Raw genomic sequence first — 14,609 nt, forward strand, 5'->3', positions numbered from 1 at the left:
CCGTCTCAGCGCCGGCTGGCTCCTCTCGGCCTCCATGTCGAGGGAGCCAGCCGGCGCTGTGCATTTCCCGCCCCTGAACCCGATCGAGGAGCCCCCGTGTTCGAGGCCGTCGAGGCCCTGGCCGCCGAGCAGGCCGAGCTCGAGCGCACCCTGGCCGACCCGTCGCTGCACGCCGACCAGGCGGCGGCCAAGCGCGTCAACCAGCGGTACGCCGAGGTCAGCGCCGTCGTCCGCACCTGGCGCGAGTGGCAGGACCTGGGGGACGACCTCGGGGCCGCCCGTGAGCTGAGCGCGGACGATGCGGCCTTCGCCGCGGAGGCCGAGGACCTCGCCGTACGCCGCGAGGAGGCCGCCGAGCGACTGCGACGGCTGCTGGTGCCGCGCGACCCCGCGGACGGCAAGGACGCCCTGCTCGAGCTGAAGTCGGGGGAGGGCGGTGAGGAGTCGGCGTTGTTCGCCGGGGACCTGCTCCGCATGTACGCCCGGTACGCCGAGCGCCAGGGCTGGACCACCGAGGTGCTCGACGCGACCCCGTCCGACCTCGGGGGCTACAAGTCCGTCACCGTCGCGGTGAAGGCGAAGGGCACGCCGGAGCCGGGGACGGCGCCGTACGCGCTCCTCAAGTTCGAGGGCGGGGTGCACCGGGTGCAGCGGGTGCCGGTGACGGAGTCGCAGGGCCGCGTGCACACGAGCGCCGCCGGCGTGCTGGTGCTGCCCGAGGCCGAGCAGGTCGACGTCAGCATCGACGAGAACGACCTGCGGATCGACGTCTTCCGCAGCTCGGGTCCCGGCGGGCAGAGCGTCAACACGACGGACTCGGCCGTGCGGATCACCCACGTGCCCTCGGGCATCGTGGTGAGCTGCCAGAACGAGAAGAGCCAGCTGCAGAACAAGGAGCAGGCGCTGCGCATCCTCCGCGCGCGGCTCCTCGCGGCGGCGCAGGAGGCGGCGGCCGCGGAGGCCAGCGACGCCCGGCGGTCGCAGGTGCGCACGGTGGACCGCTCCGAGCGGATCCGCACCTACAACTACCCGGAGAACCGGATCTCCGACCACCGCACGGGCTACAAGGCCTACAACCTCGACGCCGTGCTCGACGGCGACCTCGGCCCCGTCGTCGCGTCCGCCGTCGACGCCGACCTCGAGGCGCGGCTCGCGTCGGTCGAGGTGGGGCCGGTCCGGTGACCGGCTCGGTGACCGGCTCGGCAGCCGGTGCGGCGGAGCCCCTCGCGGCCGTCCGGCGGCGGGCGAGCGCCGTGCTGGCCGGGGCCGGCGTGGCCAGCCCGGAGCGGGACGTCGAGCTGCTGCTCGCGCACGTCCTCGACGTGCGGCTCGGCAACCTCGCCCTCGTGCGCTCCCTGGAGGCACCCCAGGTCGCGGTGCTGGACGGGCTGGTGGCCCGCCGGGCCGCGCGCGAGCCGCTCCAGCACCTGACGGGCGCGGCCGCGTTCCGGCACGTGGAGCTGGCGGTCGGCCCCGGGGTGTTCGTGCCGCGCCCCGAGACGGAGCTCCTCGCCGGCTGGGCCGTCGACCGGGTCCGGGAGGCGGGGGAGCACCCCGTCGTCGTCGACCTGTGCACCGGCTCCGGCGCGATCGCACGGGCGCTCGCCGACGAGGTGCCCCACGCGCGCGTCCACGCGGTCGAGCTCGACCCCGACGCGTTCACGTGGGCGCAGCGCAACCTGGCCGGCACCGGCGTCGACCTCCGCCAGGGCGACCTCGCGGACGCGTTCACCGACCTCGACGGCACGGTGGACGTCGTGGTGAGCAACCCGCCCTACATCCCGCTCGAGGCCTGGGAGTCCGTCGCCCCGGAGGCCCGGGACCACGACCCCCACCTGGCTCTCTTCTCCGGCGACGACGGGCTCGACGCGATCCGCTCCCTGGTGCGTCGCGCGGCAGCGCTGCTCCGCCCCGGGGGGCACCTCGGCTTCGAGCACGCCGACGAGCAGGGGGAGAGCGCACCGGCGGTGGCGGTCGCGGACGGTCGTTGGAGCGACGTGCGCGACCACCGCGACCTGGCAGGTCGTGCGCGGTACACGACGGCGAGGCTGGCACGATGAGCCCCGTGAGCGAGCCGCAGACCCCCGAGGACCGCACGCCCGAGACGCTCGAGGCACCCGAGACGCCCGGGTCGGCAGCCGGGCCCAGCCTGGAGAAGGCGCCCACATCGGGTCGGGTGCTACCGACGGGCACCCCCGAGGAGCGCGAGTCGGCCGTCGAGGCCGCCACCCTCGCCGTACGCCGCGGTGCGGTGGTCGTGCTCCCCACCGACACGGTGTACGGCGTGGGTGCCGACGCGTTCGACCCGACGGCGGTGGCGAAGCTGCTCGCCGCCAAGGGTCGCGGTCGCGACATGCCGCCGCCGGTGCTCATCAGCTCGGCCGTGACGGCCGACGCGCTCGCGCGGGAGGTCCCGGGCTGGGCGCGTGCCCTCATGGACGCCTTCTGGCCCGGCCCCCTGACCATCGTGTTCCACCAGCAGGCGTCGCTGCAGTGGGACCTCGGCGACACGCGGGGCACCGTCGCGCTGCGGATGCCCGACCACGAGCTGGCGCGCGAGATCCTCGAGCGCACCGGCCCGCTGGCCGTGAGCTCGGCGAACCTGACGGGGCGTCCCGCGGCGACCACCGCCCAGCAGGCCGACGGCATGCTCGGCGACGCGGTCGAGGTGGTCGTCGACGGCGGCACGTCGCCGGGCGGGAGCGCCAGCACCATCGTCGACGCGACCGGCCCGCAGGGCCGGGTCCTGCGCCGCGGCGCGCTCAGCCTCGAGGACCTCAACGCCGTGCTCGAGCCCCAGGGCGCCACGCTCGTCGACAACGGCTGAGGGGCGCGCGTGCGGGAGTACCTCCTCGTCGTCCTGGTCGCCGCCGCGGTCACCTACCTGGCCACGGTGGTGGCCCGTGAGCTCGCGCTGCGCTGGGGGGCGGTCGCGAAGGTGCGGGGGCGGGACGTGCACGTCACGCCGATCCCGTACTTCGGCGGGATGGCGATGCTCGTGGGCATCGTCGCGGCGTACGCCGTGGCCCGCCAGCTGCCGTTCCTGTCCTACCGGGGCTCGGAGTCGATGTTCCGCGACGCGGGCGTCGTGGTGCTCGCCGGCGCGGTCATCTGCCTCGTGGGGATCGCCGACGACCTGTGGGAGATCTCGCCCCCGATGAAGGCGGGCGCGCAGGTGCTCGTCGCCTCGGGGCTGGTGCTGAACAACGTGCAGTTCTACTCGGTCCCCCTGCCGGGCGGCGGCATCTTCGTGATGGACGAGCTGCAGGGCGCCCTCCTCACGGTCGTGATCGTCGTGGTCACGGTCAACGCCGTGAACTTCGTCGACGGGCTCGACGGGCTGGCCGCCGGCGTGGTCGGCATCGGAGCGCTCGCGTTCTTCTGGTTCTGCTACCAGCTCGCCAACGTCAACGGGGCGACGCTGGCCAACACCGGCGCCCTGCTGAGCGCCCTCCTCGCAGGCGCGTGCCTCGGGTTCCTCGGCCACAACTTCCACCCGGCGCGGCTGTTCATGGGGGACAGCGGGTCGATGCTCATCGGGCTCATGCTGTCGGCGAGCGCCATCACGTTGACGGGCCAGTTCCCCGCGACCGAGCTCACCGCGGGCGCGGACGGCGGTACGGCGAGCCTGCTGCCCGTCCTGCTCCCCGTGCTCCTGCCGGTGGCGATCCTCATCATCCCGCTCACCGACCTGGTGCTCGCCGTCCTGCGCCGGGCCAAGAAGCGCGTCTCGCCCTTCGAGGCCGACAAGCAGCACCTCCACCACCGGCTGCTGGAGATCGGCCACTCCCACCGGCGGGCCGTGCTCGTCATGTGGATGTGGGCAGCGCTGGTCGGCTTCGGGACCGTGACGATGAGCCTCTACTCCGGGGCGCTCGTGGCGGCCGTGCTCGCCGTCGGCTTCGTGGCGACCCTCGCGGTGACGCTGCTCGTGCGGTCGGCGGAACCGGTCGACGAGGTCGCGCTCGCCGCGCCTCCGGAGGAGCTGGCGACGCCCCCCGAGGAGGGCGCTCCGGAGGGCTTGTGATAACTTTCACGAGCGCTCGGGCCGCTGTCTGACCGCGCTTTCCGCATTATCTCCTCACCCCCGACGAGAACGGCCGCCCCGATGACGACCGCCCCCGCCGCCGGCACGCAGCGCCCCCGCGGTGCCGCACGCCTCGTGCTGCGGACGACCGTCCCGGTGGCCCTCGCCGTGCTCGCGCTGATGCTGGTGGGCGCCGTCGTCGGAGGTGCGCCCGCGGCCCTCGGGGCGTTGGTCGGGGGAGTGCTCCTCCTCGTCGTTCTCACCTCCAGCGCTCTCGTCGTGGACGTGGTCGCCTCCGCGGCGGGCGCTCCCGTGTTCCTGGTCAGCCTGATGACCTACGCGCTGAACGTGCTGCTGGTGCTCGTCGCGCTGCTCGCGGTGGGGGAGTCCGGACTCACCGACTCGCTCCTGAGCGCTCGGTGGCTCGCCGGAGCCGTGGTGGTCGCGGCCCTCGCCTGGACCGTGGCCCACGTGGCGGTCACCGTGCGAGCCCGCATCCCGCTCTACGACCTGCCCGACCGAGCGGTCGTCCCGTCGGAGAGGGCAGGTGCGTGATGACCCCTCCTGCCTGCTATCGTCCGGGGCGCGATGACACCGCACGAGCCTCCCTCGGAACCCTCGAGGACAACCCCCGACGGGCCGATGGCCGACCCCTGGCGGTCGTTCAGCTACATGACCTCGGGTGTGCTGATGTACGGGCTGCTGGGGTGGCTCGCCGATCGGTGGCTGGGCACGACCTTCCTGGTCGCGATCGGCATCCTCCTCGGCGCGGGTCTCGGCATCTACATGACGTTCGCGCGCTACAACCGGGCTTCCCCCGAGGCCCCCACCGACAAACCGACGACCTGAACGCGGGCGGTCCGAGCCGGACCGCTGCGATCGACCACCCGGACCTGATGGCCGACCTCACGAAGGAGCACACGCGTTGAGCGTCAACGTTCTGGCCGCGACGGAGGACCCGTACATCCCGGGTCCCTCCAGCTTCGACCTGCCGCCGATCTTCGGCGAGGGCACCATCGTCACCAAGCCGATGGTGCAGATCGTCCTCTTCGCCGTGCTGGCCTTCGCGTTCCTCTACTTCGCGTCGCGCAAGCGGGCCCTCGTCCCCGGCAAGCTCCAGTACGTCGGTGAGGCCGGCTACGGCTTCGTCCGCAACTCGCTGGGCCGCGACATCATCGGCAGCCACGACTTCCAGAAGTTCGTGCCCTACCTGGTGTCGATGTTCTTCCTGCTGCTCTTCAACAACTGGGCCGCAGCCATTCCGTTCTTCCAGTTCCCGACGTTCTCCCGGGCTGGACTCGTCTACGGTCTCGCTCTCATCAGCTGGCTGGTCTACAACGGGGTCGGCATCAAGAAGCACGGCCTCGGCGGCTACCTGAAGCTGCAGTGCATGCCGAGCGGCGTGACGGGGCCGATCCTGCTGCTCATCGTTCCGCTCGAGTTCTTCTCCAACATCGTGGTCCGCCCGGTCACGCTGGCGCTGCGTCTGTTCTGCAACATGTTCGCCGGCCACCTGCTGCTCATCCTCTTCGCGATGGGCGGGTACTGGCTGATCTTCCAGAGCGGCGTGCTCGGCTACGTGCCGGTGGGCATCCTCGCCTGGGTCCTCTTCACGGCCATCTTCTTCCTGGAGCTGCTGATCCAGTTCCTCCAGGCGTACGTCTTCACCCTGCTCAACGCGATGTACATCGCCGGCGCCCTCGCCGACGAGCACTGATCCCACCCAGCACTCCCGCACCGCAGTTCTCCGCACCCACCGCGGGGAAACCAACCGAAAGGAAATCGCCGTGGACGGCAACCTCAACATGATCGGTTACGGCCTGGCTGCCATCGGCCCGGGTATCGGTATCGGTCTGATCTTCGCCGCCTACATCAACGGCGTCGCCCGTCAGCCGGAGGCCCAGAGCCGCCTGCAGACCATCGCCATCCTGGGCTTCGCCCTCGCCGAGGCGCTCGCCATCATCGGTATCGCCCTCGCGTTCGTCCTCTGACGTAACCCGAACGGCACTCAGCTAAGGACAGGCCCATGAACTACCTCCTCGCGGCAGAGGGCGAAGAGCCGAACCCGCTCATCCCGCACATCCCTGAGCTGGTCCTCGGCGTCGTCGTCTTCGCCCTGCTCTACGTCCTGGTCAAGAAGTTCGTCTACCCGAACTTCGAGGCGACGTTCGCCGAGCGCACCGCGGCGATCGAGGGCGGCCTGGCCGCGGCCGAGACGAAGCAGGCCGAGGCCGACGCCAAGCTCGCCGAGCTCGAGCAGCAGCTCGCGGACGCCCGCCACGAGGCGGCGCGCATCCGCGAGGAGGCCCGCGAGCAGGGCGCGACCATCGTCGCCGAGATGCGGGAGCAGGCCCAGGCCGAGTCCGCCCGCATCGTCGAGGCGGGCAAGGCGCAGATCGAGGCCGAGCGCCAGCAGGCGGTCACCTCGCTCCGTGCCGAGGTCGGCACCCTGGCGACCGGTCTCGCCGGTCGCATCGTCGGGGAGAGCCTGGAGGACGAGGCTCGCCAGAGCCGCGTCGTCGAGCGCTTCCTCGCCGACCTCGAGTCCGCCGGCGGGGTCAACTGATGGCGGACTTCCGTGGCACGTCGGCCGACGCGCTCGCGGCGCTGACCGTCGAGCTGCGGGCCGTCGCCGAGAGCGACCTCGCCCGTGTCGGCAGCGACCTCTTCGCGGTCGCCGGCATCCTCCGCGGCGAGCCGGCCCTGCGCCGGGTCGTCACGGACGTGTCGGTGCCCGCCGAGGCGAAGCGGGGCCTGCTCCGGCAGATCCTCGGCGGCAAGGCCAGCGAGGCAGCCGTGTCGCTCGTCGACGCGGCCGTCGGCCACCGGTGGACGGTGTCCCGCGACCTCGCCGACGCCATCGAGCGTCTCGGCGAGATCGCGGTCGTCCGTTCGGCGGGGGACGCCGGTCCTCGTCTGGAGAACGAGCTGTTCGAGTTCGGCCAGGTCGTCAAGGGCGAGCCCTCGCTCCGCGACGCGCTGTCGGACCCGGCCCGCTCGGTCGCCGACAAGGCCCGCCTCGTCGACAGCCTGCTCGCCGGCAAGGCGTTGCCCGCGACGGTCGCGCTGGTGCACCAGGCCCTGGCCGGCACCTACCGCACGGTCGCGGTCGCGCTGGCGACGTACGAGCACGTGGCGGCCGACGTCAACGGGGAGCGGGTCGCGACGGTCACCGTCGCCAAGCCCCTCGCCGACGGCGACCGCGCTCGACTGGTCGACGTACTGTCGCGACAGTACGGCCGTCCGGTGCACCTCAACGTCGTGGTCGACAGGTCGGTCGTCGGAGGTGTCCTCGTCGAGATCGGCGACGACGTCATCGACGGCACGGTCGCCGGCCGTCTCGACACCGCACGCCGCCGCCTCGCCGGCTGACCCCGGCCCCGAACCCAGCCGCCCCGAGCCCCCACCACCCGGGCCGAGAACCAGAAGGAAGAGTGATGACGGAGCTTTCGATCCGTCCGGACGAGATCCGCGACGCGCTCCAGCGTTTCGTGTCGGACTACACGCCCGAGACCGCCAGCCGTGAAGAGGTCGGCTTCGTCGCCGAGGCGGCCGACGGCATCGCCCGCGTGTCGGGTCTGCCGTCCGCCATGGCCAACGAGCTCCTCGAGTTCGAGGACGGCACGCTGGGCCTCGCGCTCAACCTCGACGCCCGCGAGATCGGCGTCGTGGTCCTCGGTGACTTCGACAAGATCGAGGAGGGCCAGGCCGTCAAGCGCACGGGCGAGGTCCTCTCCGTGCCCGTCGGTGACGGCTACCTGGGTCGCGTCGTCGACCCGCTCGGCAAGGCCATCGACGGTCTCGGCGACATCGAGACGACCGGCCGCCGCGCGCTCGAGCTGCAGGCGCCCACGGTCGTCCAGCGCAAGTCGGTGCACGAGCCGCTCTCGACCGGCATCAAGGCGATCGACGCCATGACGCCGATCGGCCGCGGCCAGCGCCAGCTGATCATCGGTGACCGCGCGACCGGCAAGACGACGATCGCGATCGACACGATCATCAACCAGAAGCAGAACTGGGCCTCGGGCGACCCGTCCAAGCAGGTCCGCTGCATCTACGTGGCGATCGGCCAGAAGGGCTCGACCATCGCCTCCGTGCGTGGTGCCCTCGAGGAGGCCGGCGCGCTGGAGTACACGACGATCGTCGCCGCCCCGGCGTCCGACTCGGCGGGCTTCAAGTACCTGGCGCCCTACACGGGCTCCGCCATCGGCCAGCACTGGATGTACGAGGGCAAGCACGTCCTCATCGTCTTCGACGACCTGACCAAGCAGGCCGAGGCCTACCGGGCCGTGTCGCTCCTGCTGCGCCGCCCGCCGGGTCGCGAGGCCTACCCGGGTGACGTCTTCTACCTGCACAGCCGGCTCCTCGAGCGTTGCGCGAAGCTGAGCGACGAGCTGGGCGCCGGCTCGATGACGGGTCTCCCGATCATCGAGACGAAGGCCAACGACGTCTCGGCGTTCATCCCGACCAACGTCATCTCCATCACCGACGGGCAGATCTTCCTGCAGTCCGACCTCTTCGCGGCCAACCAGCGCCCGGCGATCGACGTCGGTGTGTCGGTCTCCCGCGTGGGTGGTGCGGCGATGACGAAGGCGATGAAGGCCGTCACCGGCTCGCTCAAGGTCGACCTGGCGCAGTTCCGCGCCATGGAGGCCTTCGCGATGTTCGCGTCCGACCTCGACGCCGCGTCGCGTCAGCAGCTCGACCGCGGTCAGCGCCTCATGGCCCTGCTCAAGCAGCCGCAGTACTCGCCGTACCCCATCGACGAGATGACCGTCTCGCTGTGGCTGGGCACGTCGGGTCGCCTGGACAAGGTCCCCACGGACGACGTCCTCCGCTTCGAGCAGGAGTTCCTGGACTACCTGCGCCGCTCGCACGACGGCGTCCTCGCCGGCATCCGCGAGAGCCTCAAGTTCGAGGACTCGACCGAGTCGTCGCTGAACGACGCCTACGAGTCGTTCCTCGACCAGTTCGAGACCTCCGACGGCCAGTCGATCAAGGCCGGCAAGGAGTCGCACGAGGCGCTCGAGGACGACGAGCTCGGCCAGGAGCAGATCGTCAAGCAGAAGCGGGGCTGACCCATGGCCGTTTCGCTGCGTGAGTACCGCGCGCGGATCCGATCGACCGAGTCGATGAAGAAGATCACGCGCGCCATGGAGCTCATCGCTGCGTCCCGCATCATCAAGGCGCAGCAGCGGGCGCAGGCCGCCGCGCCGTACGCCCGCGAGCTCACCCGCGCTGTCTCGGCGGTGGCGACGTTCTCGAACGTCGAGCACCCGCTGACGACGGAGCCGGAGAACCCGACCCGGGCCGCGGTCCTCATCGTCACGAGCGACCGTGGTCTGGCCGGTGCCTACTCCTCCAGCGTCCTCAAGGAGGCCGAGCGCCTCATCGAGCGTCTGCAGGGCGAGGGCAAGAAGGTGGACGCGTTCATCAGCGGCCGCAAGGGCGAGGCGTACTTCAAGTTCCGCCAGCGCCCGATCGCTCGGGCGTGGACGGGCTACTCCGACCAGCCGTCGTACGACGACGCCCGCGCCATCGGGCAGGCGTTGATCTCGGCGTTCCTGACGGAGACGGGCGAGGTCGTCGACGACATCGCGGGTGTCGACGAGGTGCACGTGGTCTTCACGCGCTTCAAGTCGATGCTGGTGCAGGAGCCGCAGGCCATCCGCCTGCTGCCCCTGGAGGTCGTCGAGGGCACCGAGGCGCCCGAGAAGGACGAGCTGCTCCCGCTGTACGAGTTCGAGCCGTCCGGCACCGAGGTGCTCGACGCGCTGCTCCCGAAGTACGTGCAGAGCCGCATCTTCTTCGCCCTGCTGCAGGCGGCCGCCTCCGAGCTGGCCGCTCGCCAGAAGGCGATGAAGTCGGCGACGGACAACGCGGACGAACTGATCAAGAAGTACAAGCGGATCGCCAACCAGGCCCGCCAGGCTGGCATCACCCAGGAAATCAGCGAGATCGTCGGTGGCGTCAACGCGCTCGCCGACGCCCAGGCCGGGAGTGAGTGAAGACAATGACTGCCACTGTTGAAGAGACCCAGGTCGGCGGGGCCGCTGGTTCCGTCGGTCGTATCGCCCGTGTCATCGGCCCGGTCGTGGACATCGAGTTCCCGTCCGACGCCATGCCGGGCATCTACAACGCCCTCAAGGTCACGTTCGACCTCGGCGGCGAGTCGACCACGATCACCCTCGAGGTCGCCATGCACATCGGCGACGGCATGGTGCGTGCCATCTCGATGAAGCCCACGGACGGCCTCGTCCGCGGTCTGCAGGTCGTCGACACCGGTGAGTCCATCACCGTGCCCGTCGGCGACGTGACGCTCGGCAAGGTGTTCAACACCACCGGCGACTGCATGAACCTGCCCGAGGGCGAGACCCTCGAGATCAACGAGCGCTGGGGCATCCACCGCAAGGCGCCCGCGTTCGACCAGCTGGAGTCGAAGACCCAGATGTTCGAGACGGGCATCAAGGTCATCGACCTGCTGACGCCCTACGTGACCGGCGGCAAGATCGGCCTGTTCGGCGGCGCCGGCGTGGGCAAGACCGTGCTCATCCAGGAGATGATCGCGCGTGTTGCCCGCAACCACGGTGGTGTGTCGGTGTTCGCCGGCGTGGGTGAGCGCACCCGCGAGGGCAACGACCTGATGGTCGAGATGGAGGAGGCGGGTGTCTTCGGGCAGACCGCGCTCGTCTTCGGCCAGATGGACGAGCCGCCGGGCACCCGGCTGCGCGTCGCGCTCTCCGCGCTGACGATGGCGGAGTACTTCCGCGACGTCCAGAAGCAGGACGTGCTGCTGTTCATCGACAACATCTTCCGGTTCACGCAGGCCGGTTCCGAGGTGTCGACGCTGCTCGGCCGCATGCCCTCCGCGGTGGGCTACCAGCCCAACCTGGCCGACGAGATGGGTCAGCTCCAGGAGCGGATCACGTCGACGCGTGGTCACTCGATCACCTCGATGCAGGCGATCTACGTGCCCGCCGACGACTACACCGACCCGGCGCCGGCGACGACCTTCGCCCACCTCGACGCCACCACGGAGCTGTCGCGCGACATCGCGTCGCTGGGTATCTACCCGGCCGTGGACCCGCTCACGTCGACCTCGCGTATCCTCGACCCGCAGTACATCGGCAAGGAGCACTACGACTGCGCCATCCGCGTGAAGCAGATCCTCCAGCGCAACAAGGAGCTGCAGGACATCATCGCGATCCTCGGTGTGGACGAGCTCTCCGAGGAGGACAAGGTCGTCGTGCACCGCGCGCGTCGCATCCAGCGCTTCCTCTCGCAGAACACCTACGTGGCGAAGCAGTTCACGGGCATCGAGGGCTCGACGGTCACCATCGCCGACACCATCGAGGCGTTCAACAAGATCGCCGAGGGCGAGTACGACCACGTCGCCGAGCAGGCGTTCTTCATGTGCGGTGGCCTCGACGACGTCGAGGCCAAGTGGGCCGAGATCCAGAAGAGCCTCTGACCATGGCCGGTTCCCTGCACGTCGAGCTGGTCAGCGCCGAGCGCGTGGTGTGGTCGGGCGACGCCGTCCGCGTCATCGCCCGCACGGTCGCGGGTGACGTCGGCATCCTGCCGGGTCACGCACCGCTGCTCTCCGCGCTGTCGCACGGTGTGGTCGACATCCAGTCGACCGAGGGCGAGACCTGGATCGCGGCCGTCTCCGACGGGTTCCTGTCGGTGGCGGACGACCGCGTGTCCGTGCTCTCCGAGTACGCCGAGCTGTCCCACGAGATCGATGTCGAGAAGGCGCGCGCCGACGTGGAGCGTGCCAAGGCGGCGGGCGAGGACGACACGGAGGCGCTCGACGTCCTCCGCACGGCCGAGGCCCGCATCCGCGCGGTCGAGGCGGCCTCCTGAGAGGCTCGCTCGTCCCGCGTCGTACGACGCCGTGAGCTGCTGCCCGGCCCCCGCTTCTGTTGGCGGGGCCGGGCAGTAGTCTTTCCCCGTCCCGCTCCCGCGCGGCGGGTCGACCCGTCGAGGAGGAGATCGCATGCCGCTGTGGCAGTGGCTGCTCGACGGTGTCGCTGTCCTCGTCGCCCTGGTCGTGCTCTACGGCCTCGCGCTCGTCGTGCGTCGGCGCGCCGTCTCCCGGCACGGGGCCACCTTCGAGCTCAGCGTGCGCCTCCGCGAGGACCGTCCGGGCCGCGGGTGGGTGCTCGGTCTGGGCCGCTACCAGGGCGACACGCTGGAGTGGTTCCGGATCTTCTCCGTCTCCCCGCGGCCGAAGCGCCTGTGGCGCCGCTCCGAGCTGGAGTACGTCGGGCGTCGCGTCCCGACAGGCCCCGAGTGCGCGACGCTCTACGCCGACCACCTCGTGGTGCAGTGCCGCACGCCGGACGGTCCCGTCGAGCTCGCGCTCGCCCCGTCGTCCCTCATGGGCCTGCAGGCGTGGATCGAGGCCGCACCCCCGGGCACGGCCGAGCACATCTGACGCCGTCCGTCGCCCTACCCCTGCTGGCGCCGCCGCCCGCCCCTCGCCGTGTAACGCGGTGTCCGGGCTACTGGTGCGGTGGTCGACCACGTGTTCAGTAGCCCGGACACCGCGTTACACGGGCCGGGACGCGGGCCGGGGCGCGTCAGGCGTCGAGCGTGGGGGCGTTGAGGCGCAGCACCCACTCGACGACCGGGCGGCAGAGCGGCCACGTGGCCGTGACGACCTGGGTCTCCTGCGCCGCCCCTCCGTCGATCGCGCGCGTCACGGACCTGACCCACGCACCGGGCTCGAGCGGCGCCACGTCGATGGCGTCGCCCGCCTGGGAGCGGGCCTGGCCGACGACGTCGTCGACCGCCAGGGGCAGCACCACGGCGTCGAGCACGTGGTCGCCGCTGGCGCGGTCCACGATCACGGCCGTCGCGAGGGCCGTGCCGTCCGGCAGGCGCACCCCGGCGAGGTGGTCGACCGCGTCGCCGCCCACCTCGGTGATGGTCCAGGTGCTGTCCGCGGCACGGGTGCCAGCGAGGTCGCGCAGCCAGGCGGGGACGGCGTCGGCACGACGGGCCACCTCGGCATCGACGCGGTCGGCATGGGGGAGGGCCGGGTGGAGCTCGCGCAGGACGAGCAGCGCGGCGGTGGTCTCGACGTACGGCGTGTCGAGAAAGGACAGCACCAGGTCGGCGAGGCTCGGGCCGAGCGCCCGCGTGGGGTCGGCGTTGCGGTCGTCGATGCTGTCGAGGAGGGAGCCGACGCTGACGAGCAGGTCCAGCGGCCGGCCCGAGGCCAGCGCTCGCTGCAGCGCCTGGAAGAGCTCCTGCCCCTCGGCGTCCGGGATGCGGTGCGGGCGCTCGTCCTGGGGGCTCTCCATGCCCCCGACCCTAGGCCCCGGCCGTCTGGGAGGATCGCGGGCGTGGCGTCGGTCCGGATCACCTACTGCACGCAGTGTCGCTGGCTGCTGCGCGCGACGTGGTACGCCGGCGAGCTGTTGCAGACCTTCGAGGGCGACCTCGACGAGGTCGCCCTGGCCCCGGCGACGGGCGGGGTGTTCCGCGTCGACGTGCTGGTCGACGGGCACCGCCACGGGGTGTGGAACCGCAAGACCGACGGCGGGTTCCCCGAGATCACCGAGCTGAAGCGACGGGTGCGGGACCTGGCGGCGCCGGGGCGCGACCTCGGCCATGCGGACCGGGCGGACCGGACGGACCGGGTGCGCGGCGACTGAAGTCGCCCGCGACGCGACCATGGTCGCTCCCGCCGACGGCCCGGCCGGGCGAGGCTCGAGCCATGACCACTCCCGTCCAGATCGCCGTCGGCATCCTGCTCCTCACGGCCGGTGCCGTGCTCGCCCTGGGGTTCCCCGACGCCGAGCTGGGATGGTTCGACGGCCGGCCGCTCGGTGTCGTCCTCGTGCTGGTCGGCCTGGTAGACGTCGCCGAGGCGCTCTGGAAGCGGCGTTCGGGGGAACGGGCGTGATGCCGTCAGCCGCGCTCGCCGCCCGGCACCCACAGCACGTCGCCGTTCACGCGGTTCGCGTGCCGGGCCAGGATGAAGAGCAGGTCGGAGAGCCGGTTGAGGTACGTGATGGCGACGACGTTCATCGAGTCGGCGTACCCGTCCCAGGCCGCCCAGGCGGCGCGCTCGGCGCGGCGCACGACGGTGCGCGCGACGTGCAGGTGGGCGGCCGCGGGAGTGCCGCCGTTGAGGATGAACGAGCGGAGCTTGGGCAGGTCCTCGTTGTACTGGTCGCACCAGCCCTCGAGCCGCTCGACGTAGTCCGGCTCGATCCGCAGCGGCGGGAACTCGGGCTCCTCGACCACGGGCGTGCAGAAGTCCGCGCCGACGTCGAAGAGGTCGTTCTGCACGTGGGTCAGCACCGCGACCACGTCGTCGTCGAGCCCGCCGGTCGCCAGCGCGACGCCGATGTGGGCGTTCGCCTCGTCGACGACCGCGTAGGCCTCGAGACGCGCGTCGGTCTTGCTGGTCTCGCTCATGTCGCCGAGCCGGGTGCGTCCGGCGTCTCCGGTGCGGGTGTAGATGCGCGTCAGGTTGACCATGGCACGACCGTAGGTCATCCCGCCGCCCGCGCCGAGGGCGCGCCGCGCCGCGGCTACGGCCGGGGAGGTGCGCCGCGGCGTACAG

19 protein-coding genes are annotated in these 14,609 nt (G+C 71.5%); 17 read left to right on the plus strand and 2 right to left on the minus strand.

What is annotated here, in order from left to right; all coding sequences use genetic code 11:
• The first annotated feature begins 96 nt into the window (after positions 1 to 96).
• The 15 genes from prfA (at position 97) to G3T38_RS00355 (ending at position 12,467) form a co-directional block, all read left to right on the plus strand.
• Entirely contained in the window at positions 97 to 1,182 is a 1,086-nt protein-coding gene (gene prfA / locus G3T38_RS00285; RefSeq protein ID WP_163770075.1) for a peptide chain release factor 1, read from the plus strand.
• Positions 1,179 to 2,060 (plus strand): peptide chain release factor N(5)-glutamine methyltransferase, encoded by an 882-nt coding sequence (prmC, locus tag G3T38_RS00290; RefSeq protein ID WP_420846745.1) that lies wholly within the window; start codon positions 1,179 to 1,181, stop codon positions 2,058 to 2,060. Before prfA ends, prmC begins: the two co-directional genes overlap by 4 nt.
• 5 nt (positions 2,061 to 2,065) lie before the next feature.
• The gene (locus G3T38_RS00295) at positions 2,066 to 2,827 is read left to right on the plus strand and encodes an L-threonylcarbamoyladenylate synthase (protein WP_338037365.1); all 762 of its coding nucleotides are present in this window, start codon (positions 2,066 to 2,068) and stop codon (positions 2,825 to 2,827) included.
• A gap of 9 nt (positions 2,828 to 2,836) precedes the next feature.
• Positions 2,837 to 4,027: an MraY family glycosyltransferase gene (locus G3T38_RS00300; RefSeq protein ID WP_163770079.1), complete on the plus strand. Its 1,191-nt coding sequence runs from the start codon at positions 2,837 to 2,839 to the stop codon at positions 4,025 to 4,027.
• An 81-nt stretch (positions 4,028 to 4,108) separates the two neighbouring features.
• Entirely contained in the window at positions 4,109 to 4,582 is a 474-nt protein-coding gene (locus G3T38_RS00305) for a hypothetical protein (RefSeq protein ID WP_163770082.1), read from the plus strand.
• Positions 4,583 to 4,669: 87 nt separating this feature from the next.
• Positions 4,670 to 4,876 carry an AtpZ/AtpI family protein gene (locus G3T38_RS00310; protein ID WP_163770084.1) on the plus strand — a complete coding sequence of 69 codons (207 nt, stop codon included), beginning with the start codon at positions 4,670 to 4,672 and terminating at the stop codon, positions 4,874 to 4,876.
• A 76-nt stretch (positions 4,877 to 4,952) separates the two neighbouring features.
• Positions 4,953 to 5,744 carry a F0F1 ATP synthase subunit A gene (gene atpB / locus G3T38_RS00315; RefSeq protein WP_241728335.1) on the plus strand — a complete coding sequence of 264 codons (792 nt, stop codon included), beginning with the start codon at positions 4,953 to 4,955 and terminating at the stop codon, positions 5,742 to 5,744.
• 70 nt (positions 5,745 to 5,814) lie between these two features.
• Entirely contained in the window at positions 5,815 to 6,018 is a 204-nt protein-coding gene (gene atpE / locus G3T38_RS00320) for an ATP synthase F0 subunit C (protein WP_043641909.1), read from the plus strand.
• A gap of 35 nt (positions 6,019 to 6,053) precedes the next feature.
• A complete protein-coding gene (locus tag G3T38_RS00325; protein WP_163770086.1) occupies positions 6,054 to 6,593 on the plus strand; it encodes a F0F1 ATP synthase subunit B in 540 nt (179 codons plus the stop codon).
• Positions 6,593 to 7,399, plus strand: a complete 807-nt coding sequence (locus G3T38_RS00330; protein ID WP_163770088.1) for a F0F1 ATP synthase subunit delta — start codon at positions 6,593 to 6,595, stop codon at positions 7,397 to 7,399. The genes G3T38_RS00325 and G3T38_RS00330 overlap by 1 nt, the downstream gene beginning before the upstream one ends.
• Before the next feature lie 65 nt (positions 7,400 to 7,464).
• Positions 7,465 to 9,105 carry a F0F1 ATP synthase subunit alpha gene (gene atpA / locus G3T38_RS00335; protein ID WP_163770090.1) on the plus strand — a complete coding sequence of 547 codons (1,641 nt, stop codon included), beginning with the start codon at positions 7,465 to 7,467 and terminating at the stop codon, positions 9,103 to 9,105.
• A 3-nt stretch (positions 9,106 to 9,108) separates the two neighbouring features.
• Positions 9,109 to 10,035, plus strand: coding sequence for a F0F1 ATP synthase subunit gamma (locus tag G3T38_RS00340; RefSeq protein WP_163770092.1), 927 nt, complete (start codon positions 9,109 to 9,111; stop codon positions 10,033 to 10,035).
• Between the two features lie 5 nt (positions 10,036 to 10,040).
• Complete coding sequence (atpD, locus tag G3T38_RS00345) at positions 10,041 to 11,498, plus strand: F0F1 ATP synthase subunit beta (RefSeq protein WP_163770094.1); 1,458 nt, start codon at positions 10,041 to 10,043, stop codon at positions 11,496 to 11,498.
• Positions 11,499 to 11,500: 2 nt separating this feature from the next.
• Positions 11,501 to 11,893, plus strand: a complete 393-nt coding sequence (locus G3T38_RS00350; RefSeq protein WP_163770097.1) for a F0F1 ATP synthase subunit epsilon — start codon at positions 11,501 to 11,503, stop codon at positions 11,891 to 11,893.
• Between the two features lie 133 nt (positions 11,894 to 12,026).
• Positions 12,027 to 12,467 carry a DUF2550 domain-containing protein gene (locus G3T38_RS00355; RefSeq protein WP_163770099.1) on the plus strand — a complete coding sequence of 147 codons (441 nt, stop codon included), beginning with the start codon at positions 12,027 to 12,029 and terminating at the stop codon, positions 12,465 to 12,467.
• A gap of 145 nt (positions 12,468 to 12,612) precedes the next feature.
• On the opposite strand, the gene G3T38_RS21255 is transcribed toward G3T38_RS00355, so the two are convergent.
• Positions 12,613 to 13,338: a hypothetical protein gene (locus G3T38_RS21255; RefSeq protein ID WP_163770101.1), complete on the minus strand. Its 726-nt coding sequence runs from the start codon at positions 13,336 to 13,338 to the stop codon at positions 12,613 to 12,615.
• Positions 13,339 to 13,380: 42 nt separating this feature from the next.
• Between G3T38_RS21255 and G3T38_RS21260 the strand changes: the two genes are divergently transcribed.
• Together G3T38_RS21260 and G3T38_RS00370 are read left to right on the plus strand one after the other, a co-directional pair.
• Entirely contained in the window at positions 13,381 to 13,692 is a 312-nt protein-coding gene (locus G3T38_RS21260; protein WP_338037366.1) for an Rdx family protein, read from the plus strand.
• 62 nt (positions 13,693 to 13,754) lie between these two features.
• The gene (locus tag G3T38_RS00370; protein WP_163770102.1) at positions 13,755 to 13,943 is read left to right on the plus strand and encodes a hypothetical protein; all 189 of its coding nucleotides are present in this window, start codon (positions 13,755 to 13,757) and stop codon (positions 13,941 to 13,943) included.
• Between the two features lie 5 nt (positions 13,944 to 13,948).
• Here G3T38_RS00370 and G3T38_RS00375 read toward each other — a convergent pair whose 3' ends face one another.
• Positions 13,949 to 14,524: a cob(I)yrinic acid a,c-diamide adenosyltransferase gene (locus G3T38_RS00375; RefSeq protein WP_163770103.1), complete on the minus strand. Its 576-nt coding sequence runs from the start codon at positions 14,522 to 14,524 to the stop codon at positions 13,949 to 13,951.
• Positions 14,525 to 14,609 lie beyond the last annotated feature (85 nt).

It is taken from the genome of Nocardioides zeae (assembly GCF_010686755.1).
Taxonomy (GTDB): domain Bacteria; phylum Actinomycetota; class Actinomycetes; order Propionibacteriales; family Nocardioidaceae; genus Nocardioides; species Nocardioides zeae.